At 52.1% G+C, this 7,960-nt stretch carries 7 protein-coding genes; 6 read left to right on the top strand and 1 reads right to left on the bottom strand.

Translation table 11 applies throughout. The features are described from left to right. The coding region (locus tag K2I50_RS03740) for a PP-loop family protein (protein WP_301024897.1) at positions 1–273 on the bottom strand (273 nt) is incomplete at its 3' end. Positions 274–527: 254 nt separating this feature from the next. Here K2I50_RS03740 and K2I50_RS03745 point away from each other — a divergent pair. The 6 genes from K2I50_RS03745 (at position 528) to K2I50_RS03770 (ending at position 7,538) form a co-directional block, all read left to right on the top strand. Then, on the top strand, positions 528–2,648 hold the full coding sequence (locus K2I50_RS03745; RefSeq protein ID WP_301024903.1) for a M3 family metallopeptidase: 2,121 nt from the start codon (positions 528–530) through the stop codon (positions 2,646–2,648). An 11-nt stretch (positions 2,649–2,659) separates the two neighbouring features. Continuing rightward, positions 2,660–4,108 carry a DNA recombination protein RmuC gene (locus K2I50_RS03750; protein WP_301024899.1) on the top strand — a complete coding sequence of 483 codons (1,449 nt, stop codon included), beginning with the start codon at positions 2,660–2,662 and terminating at the stop codon, positions 4,106–4,108. 35 nt (positions 4,109–4,143) lie between these two features. Beyond that, a complete protein-coding gene (gene rsmG, locus K2I50_RS03755) occupies positions 4,144–4,761 on the top strand; it encodes a 16S rRNA (guanine(527)-N(7))-methyltransferase RsmG (RefSeq protein WP_301024904.1) in 618 nt (205 codons plus the stop codon). Between the two features lie 8 nt (positions 4,762–4,769). Beyond that, positions 4,770–5,417: an MBL fold metallo-hydrolase gene (locus K2I50_RS03760; RefSeq protein WP_301024900.1), complete on the top strand. Its 648-nt coding sequence runs from the start codon at positions 4,770–4,772 to the stop codon at positions 5,415–5,417. 90 nt (positions 5,418–5,507) lie between these two features. Next, positions 5,508–6,344: a phosphatidate cytidylyltransferase gene (locus K2I50_RS03765; protein ID WP_301024901.1), complete on the top strand. Its 837-nt coding sequence runs from the start codon at positions 5,508–5,510 to the stop codon at positions 6,342–6,344. A 27-nt stretch (positions 6,345–6,371) separates the two neighbouring features. After that, positions 6,372–7,538, top strand: coding sequence for an AIR synthase related protein (locus K2I50_RS03770; protein WP_301024902.1), 1,167 nt, complete (start codon positions 6,372–6,374; stop codon positions 7,536–7,538). Positions 7,539–7,960: the final 422 nt, after the last annotated feature.

Genomic DNA, 7,960 nt, shown 5'->3' on the forward strand with positions numbered 1-7,960 from the left:
GTATGACGACGCATCAAAGTGCTTCTCAACATACTTTGCACCATGCATCCGGGCCATTGACTCCGCATGCATACGGTCGCGCTCCGACTCTTCACCGCGCAGATGATAGTCGCAATGTGCGGCCACACACTTATAGCCGAGCGATGTAATAGCCGACAGAAGCGCCACTGAATCAGCGCCGCCGCTGAGAGCAACGATTACCGTTTCGCCCTCCTCTATAAGTCCGTCGCGCGCTATAGCTTTATATACTTTTTCCTCAAACGGATGTTTCATGAGGTCAAAGGTAGCAAAACTGCATGAAAAAGCGTAACTTTGTATATAACTTAAGAGCATTTAATTTCAGGTTGGCAGATTAAGCCAAACCAAAGAAAACATACTGCATGCTCAGTCATTCTTGTAAAATTAACCCAGATGACAGCCTGATGAGATTTCCCAAAAATTCCGACAGACTGAACATTGATTTAATACTCTAAGATTCATATATGAAAAAGCTAACCGCAGCCATCATGGCTTCAACAATTATGCTTATGAACCACAACAGCGCGGCAGCAGCCGCCGGAAACACATCGGCCGACAACCCCTTCCTTACCGAATACACCTCTACCGTACTCGGAACCATACCTTTCAGCCGTGTACATAATTCAGACTACGAGCCTGCCGTCGACCGAGGCATCAAGCTACAGAACCAGGAAATCGACGCAATAGTCAACAACCCCGAGAAGCCCACATTCCTCAATACAATAGTGGCTCTCGAACGCTCCGGAGCCGACCTCAACCGGGTGCTCAGCACATTTTACCCCCTGCTTTCAGCCGACAGCGACGACGAGCTTATGGAAATTTCCATGCGGCTGTCATCAAAACTGTCAGACCACTCCACAAGCATCACACTCAATCAAGGTCTGTGGAAACGAATCAAAAGCGTATACGACAACCGCGCATCGCTTAAGCTGAACCCCGAAGACGACATGCTTCTTCAGCGCACCTACGACTCATTCGCCCGTAGCGGCGCAGGACTCGAAGGCCGGCAGCGTGAAGAATACCGCCGCCTGGCATCAAAGCTATCTGACCTTACCACGAAATTCGGTCAAAACGTTCTCAAAGAACTCAACACATATGAAATATGGCTCTCGGGCGATGAACTCGCAGGACTTCCCGCAAGCGTGCTTGAGGCAGCCGCACTATCGGCCAAAGAGAAAGGACGCGAGGGCGACTACCGCTTCACACTCGCCCAGCCTACCTACATGGCAGTAATGAAGTATGCCGACTCACCTGCCGTACGCGAGCGCTTCTACCGCCTGTACAACTCGCGCAACACAAAAGGCGAATACTCCAACATGGAGATAATGAGCGACATCGCCGATACACGCCGACAGATTGCCGCCCTATTCGGAAAGGAAACATACGCCGACTATGGACTCGAAAAGACAATGGCCGAAAATACCGCCAACGTATATGCCCTCCTCAACCGTCTCGCCGAGGCTTACCGTCCGGCCCAGCAGCGTGAATTTGCTGAAATCACCGAATTTGCATCCAAGACAACCGGTTCGCCGGTAAAACTCAACGCCTGGGACTACAGCTACTGGGCCAATAAGCTCAAAGAGGCGAAATACAAATACGACGAAGAGGCGCTCCGCCCGTATTTCGAGCTCAACAACGTAATCGACGGTGTGTTCGGCCTCGCTACCCGTCTCTATGGAGTCACCTTCCGTCCGAATCCCGATATCGAGGTCTACCATCCCGACGTGCGTGCCTTTGAGGTAATCGACCCGGAGAATAAGGTTATGGGTGTCATATACACCGACTTTTATCCCCGCGAGACAAAACGTCCCGGAGCATGGATGACCAACTTCCGCGAAGAATATATTGATGAAAAGGGCGACACTGTGCTTCCCCACGTGTCTATTGTGATGAATTTCACCAAACCCACCGACACCAAGCCGTCGCTCCTTACCCCCTATGAGGTAGAAACATTCCTTCATGAGTTCGGACACGCTCTCCACGGCCTCTTTGCATCAACCAACTATGCCTCACTGTCCGGAACCAACGTTTACCGCGACTTCGTGGAACTCCCGTCTCAGTTCAACGAAAACTACCTTACCGAAAAAGAGTTCCTCGACGGATTCGCCCGTCACTACCAGACCGGAGAGCCGATCCCGTCGGAACTTGTCGAAAAGATTATCGACACATCACGCTTCGGCGCCGGATATGCATGCCTGCGTCAGCTCGCATTCGGACTTACCGACATGGCATGGCACACCACCACCACTCATGTAGACAATCCTGCCGAACTTGAACGCCGAGCCACTGAATCCGTATCAATGTTCGACGAAGTAGACGGTTGCATGTTCTCTCCCCAGTTTAGCCATATATTCGCCGGAGGCTATGCCGCAGGCTATTACAGCTACAAATGGGCCGAGGTGCTCGACGCCGATGCGTTCTCCATGTTCAAGCGCAATGGTCTGTTTGACAAGAAGACTGCCGATTCGTTCCGTACAAACATACTCATGCGCGGTGGCACCGAGCATCCGATGACCCTCTACAAGCGATTCAGAGGACAGGAACCCACAATCGACGCACTCCTGCAACGTGATGGAATACAGCCGGCCGAGCCATCTATGCCTCAGGCAGTACCCACTAAGAAAGACTGATTCACTCCAATATGCTCACATACCTGATATACCTGATAGCAGGCATAGCCGCCGGCCTTGTCATCGGTCACCTCTGGGGCCATGGCAAGGCTGCGGCCGAACGCAACGCCATTCTCCTGACCAAAGCTGAGGCCGAGACCACCCATGCACGCGAGATAGCTGAACTGCGCGCCGAGGCCGGGCGCGCCGAGGCTGCCGCCGAAAGCCGCATCCGCGCTCTTGAGGCAGAGAAAGCGATGCTTAATACCAGGATTGCCGACGACCGGGAATCTCACGCCAGAGAACTCGAACAGCGCGACGCAATGATGAAAGCTGCCGAGAAGCAGGCATCGGAACGTGCGGCCCAGTTTCGCGAACAGCTTGACATGGCACGTGAGCAACTGAAAACTACAGCCGCCGACCTGCTCGCAGCGCGCACAGCCGACCTCAACCGTGCCAACGCCCGCGATATCGACAATGTGCTCCAGCCGCTCCGACAGCACATTAAGGAGATGAAAGAGGCCATGGATGCCTCGCGCGACATAAACATACGCAACACCGCGTCGCTCCATCAGGCCATCTCCGACATAATGGAGCGCACCGCCGGCATAGGCGCAGAGGCCGACAAACTCGCACGCGCCCTGCGCCATGAAAACAAGACCCAGGGCAACTGGGGGGAAGTGATACTCAGCGAGCTACTCGACAGCCAGGGACTTAAACGCGGCATAAACTACGAGGTACAGTCGACCATAGTCGACAAAAACGGCCGACCTGTACTCAACGAGTCGACCGACAAGCGCATGATTCCCGACGTCATACTCCACTATTCCGACAACAAGGACCTGATAATCGATGCCAAGGTGAGCCTGTCGGCATATCTCGACTACACAGGGGCCGAATCGGAAGAGGCGCGTGAAGAAGCGCTCCGACGCCATGTGAAAAGTATCCGTGCCCACGTCAAAGAGCTGGCCGCAAAAGATTACCGCCGCTACATACTCCACCCCCGGCAGTCGCTCGACTATGTCATCATGTTCGTGCCCAACGAGGCCGCGCTCCAGCTCGCCATGAGTGTGGAGCCTACCCTGTGGCGCGACGCAATGAAAGAGGGTGTATTTATCTCCGGAGAGTGCAATCTCACTGCCGCACTGCGCATAATCCATCTGGCATGGCGACAGGAAGTGCAGGCACAAAGCCAGCGAAAGGTATTTGAGGAGGCCAACCTGCTGATAGGCCGTGTAGGCGACTTCTACAAGACTTTCACTGACATCGGCGCACGCATCGACAAAGCCAAAGAGGCATTCAACGACAGCGCCAACAAGCTGATCAACGGGCGTCAGAGCCTTATGGTGCCGGCACGGCGCCTGCGCGACATGGGAGCAAAAGAAAAAGCCGGAGCCCCGTTGCCTGAACCCGAATCCGACTCATTGCTCGCCGAGCTGACCGACAGCACCCCTATACCACCCGCAGAAACCGGTATCTAACATTTTCACCCTATAATTGTTGTTATTACATGGGCATAGAAATCATAGAAAAATATTTTACCCTTACTCCCCGACAACAGTCGCAGATGGAGGCTCTCAGCCGCCTGTATCCCGAGTGGAACGAAAAAATCAACGTGGTATCACGCAAAGATATCGAAAATCTCTACGAGCACCACATACTCCACTCGCTGGGTATAGCCAAATTTCTGCATCCCGTACCCGACACTACATTTCTCGACCTGGGCACAGGAGGCGGATTTCCTGGCATACCCCTTGCAATCCTATGGCCTGAGTGCAACTTCCATCTCATTGACCGTATCGGCAAAAAAATACGCGTAGCCCAGGATATCGCCGAACAGATAGGCCTGACAAACGTAACGTTCCAGCATGGCGATATCGGTGAATGCCGACGCCGCTACGACTTCGTAGTAAGCAGAGCCGTGATGCGCCTCGATGAAATGATACCTCTTATCAGAAAAAACATCGCACAAGGCGGCAGGAACGGATACCCCAACGGAGTGATTGTACTCAAGGGAGGAGAACTCGCCGGAGAACTGTCGGGACTGAAGTGCCATATTATTGAAGAATCGATCAGCACATGGTTTGACGAAGAGTTCTTCAAGACCAAGAAACTTATTTACGCACAAATATAAACCCCACCATGCTGAATATAAAGGCTTTCCAGTTTAATATGTTCGGTGTCAACACATACGTGGTATGGGACCCTGTGACACTTGATGCCGCCATAATCGACCCCGGAATGATTAACCGATCGGAAGAGGCTGTCCTTGACTCTTTTATCGAGAAAGAGAAACTCAACGTGACTCAGCTTGTCAACACCCACATGCATGTTGACCACACATTCGGTGTGCCCCATATACGCAACCGTTACGGAATCGAACTGAAAGCCTCGCCCGACGACACATTTCTCGGACGCCAGGCTCCGGCACAGGCACGCATGTTCGGACTTGATGCTACCAATGTCGAGCCGGTCGAAGCCAATGTAGCGCTTTCCGACGGCGACCATATAACAATCGGAAGCGAAGAGGCTGTAGTGCTCGGCGTCCCGGGCCACTCACCGGGCAGCCTCGTACTATATTTCCCCAAATCCGGATTTGTCATTACAGGCGACGTGCTTTTCGAGGGTAGCATCGGCCGCACCGATCTTGTAGCCGGCAACCATCAGCTGCTTCTCGACGGAATCAGGCGCAAACTCCTATCCCTTCCCGAGAGTACAAAGGTATATCCCGGACATGGCGCTCCCACCACAATCGGCGAGGAAAAGAGATTCAACCCCTACCTCCGGTAGGCAACATACAGGCGCCCGCTGTACTTTGACAATTCTTTCACCACACTTTTACAGAAAAGTTTTGTAAATTTGCGTGTCAAGAACTGAATAATGAAAAATTTTATTCTGCGCACCATCACAGGCGCTTTATATGTAGCTGTAATACTGGCCGGAATACTGCTAGGAGCAATCCCGTTCTGGATATTGTGTATGTCATTGGGCGTACTCGCCACAATCGAATATACGTCGCTCGGCCACCTGAAGCGACAATCCGACGGCAGTGTCACACCTTCTGTCGACTGGACCTCGGCATCAATGTGGATTGATGTGGCCATGTCCCTCACGCTGATTACAGCCGGATGGATGTCGATGCGCTACGCCTACATGCAGATATGGGGCACATGGCTGTCGATTATTCTTGTACGCCTTGTGTACACCCTGTACTCAAAAGAGGAGAAGCCTCTGCAATCACTGGCGCGGTCAATGATGTCGCAGCTCTACATCGCCCTTCCTCTGATGCTCATGCAGTATATCTACGCCCTGAGCTCCAACCTCGTTCTGCTGATGTTTGTACTCATATGGGTCAATGACACCGGCGCATTCCTTGTCGGCTCGGCCATCGGACGCCACCGTCTATTCGAGCGCATATCTCCCAAGAAATCATGGGAAGGATTCTGGGGCGGAATGGTATTCTGTATCATAGCAAGCATCGCTGCAAAATTAATCTGGCCGTCATATTTCCTGTTTGACACATGGTTTATGGCAATATTCGGCGTTATCGTATGCGTGTTTGCCACATGGGGCGATTTGATTGAATCTCTCATCAAGCGCACCGTAGGAGTGAAAGACTCAGGACGCCTCCTCCCCGGCCATGGTGGAATTCTCGACCGTATCGACTCTCTTCTCGTAGTATCAGTAGCAACTTTGGCATATCTGCTTTTTATATAACAATCCAACATCACAGCATAAATCTATATGAGCAATCAGCGTTATGACCTCCGCGGAGTATCAGCCTCGAAAGAGGATGTGCACAACGCAATCAAGAATGTCGACAAAGGACTTTTCCCGAAAGCATTCTGCAAAATCATACCCGACTATCTGGGCGGTGACAGTGAATACTGCAATATAATGCATGCCGATGGAGCCGGAACCAAGTCGGCCCTCGCCTATATGTACTGGCGCGAGACAGGCGACCTGAGTGTATGGAAAGGCATAGCGCAGGATGCTCTGATAATGAATATCGACGACCTTCTGTGTGTGGGCGCTACCGACAACATACTTGTCAGCTCCACTATCGGACGTAACAAGATGCTGATACCGGGTGAGGTCATCGCCGCTATCATCAACGGAACGGAAGAACTCCTGTCGGAACTGCGCGACATGGGTGTGAACATCTACAGCACCGGAGGCGAGACAGCCGACGTGGGCGACCTCGTACGCACAATCATCGTCGACAGCACTGTGACATGCCGCATGAAGCGTGCCGACGTGATAAATAACGCCAACATCGCCGGAGGCGACGTAATAGTAGGCCTCGCAAGCTACGGACAGGCCGCATACGAACATGAATACAACGGAGGCATGGGCTCCAACGGCCTCACATCAGCACGTCACGATGTGTTCTGCCACGAACTTGCCGAAAAATATCCTGAAAGCTATGACCATGCGGTGCCTGCCGAACTGGTATATTCAGGCACATGCCGTCTGACCGACGACGTAGAAGGCGCACCTGTAAATGCCGGCAAGCTCGTACTCTCCCCCACCCGCACATATGCTCCGGTAATCAAAAAGCTGCTCGACGAGATGCGCGCTGATATCCATGGCATGGTACACTGCTCAGGCGGCGCACAGACCAAGGTAATGCACTTTGTCGAAGGGAAGCATGTCGTAAAAGACAATCTATTCCCCGTGCCCCCGCTGTTCGATCTAATCCAGCGCGAGTCAGGCACCGACTGGAAGGAAATGTACAAGGTATTCAACATGGGCCACCGTATGGAGATATATGTAAAGCCGGAAGTCGCCCAACGCGTTATCGCCATATCCGAATCAATGGGCATACCGGCACGCATCGTAGGTCGTGTCGAAGATGCTGCCGCCAACCGCCTCACCATCATATCGGAAAAAGGCACTTTCGAATACTGATAAAGAGCTTGTTTGATAATAAATGTTGCCGCCAGAGTCGTATAGCTTGAGTCGATTTTCTACATGTGACAAAGGAGTGTACTTTATGTACATGACTGAGAAACAGTACGAAAAGCGGCCAAGATATACGAGACAAAAGGCGACTTTATAACCATTCAGCCTCTTACCCGTTTTTGATATAAATGCAAAAATATATCAACGATATGAAACAAATTACCTCCAGTCGGTCATTCGCCGGCATCTTTTCGCCTGTGCCTCGGTCGTTATGAAACCCCATAACTCCCTCATCACAAGCGAAAATCTGCTCGGCGAATAACCGCCCTGACGGTAACATTAATTATTAAACAAGCTCTAAATGCGCAAGTCAGTCGGAATCACCACCATAGCATTACTAATGCTTGCTCTCTGCTCGATATGGTCGT

It is taken from the genome of Muribaculum sp. (assembly GCF_029051885.1).
Lineage (GTDB): Bacteria > Bacteroidota > Bacteroidia > Bacteroidales > Muribaculaceae > Muribaculum.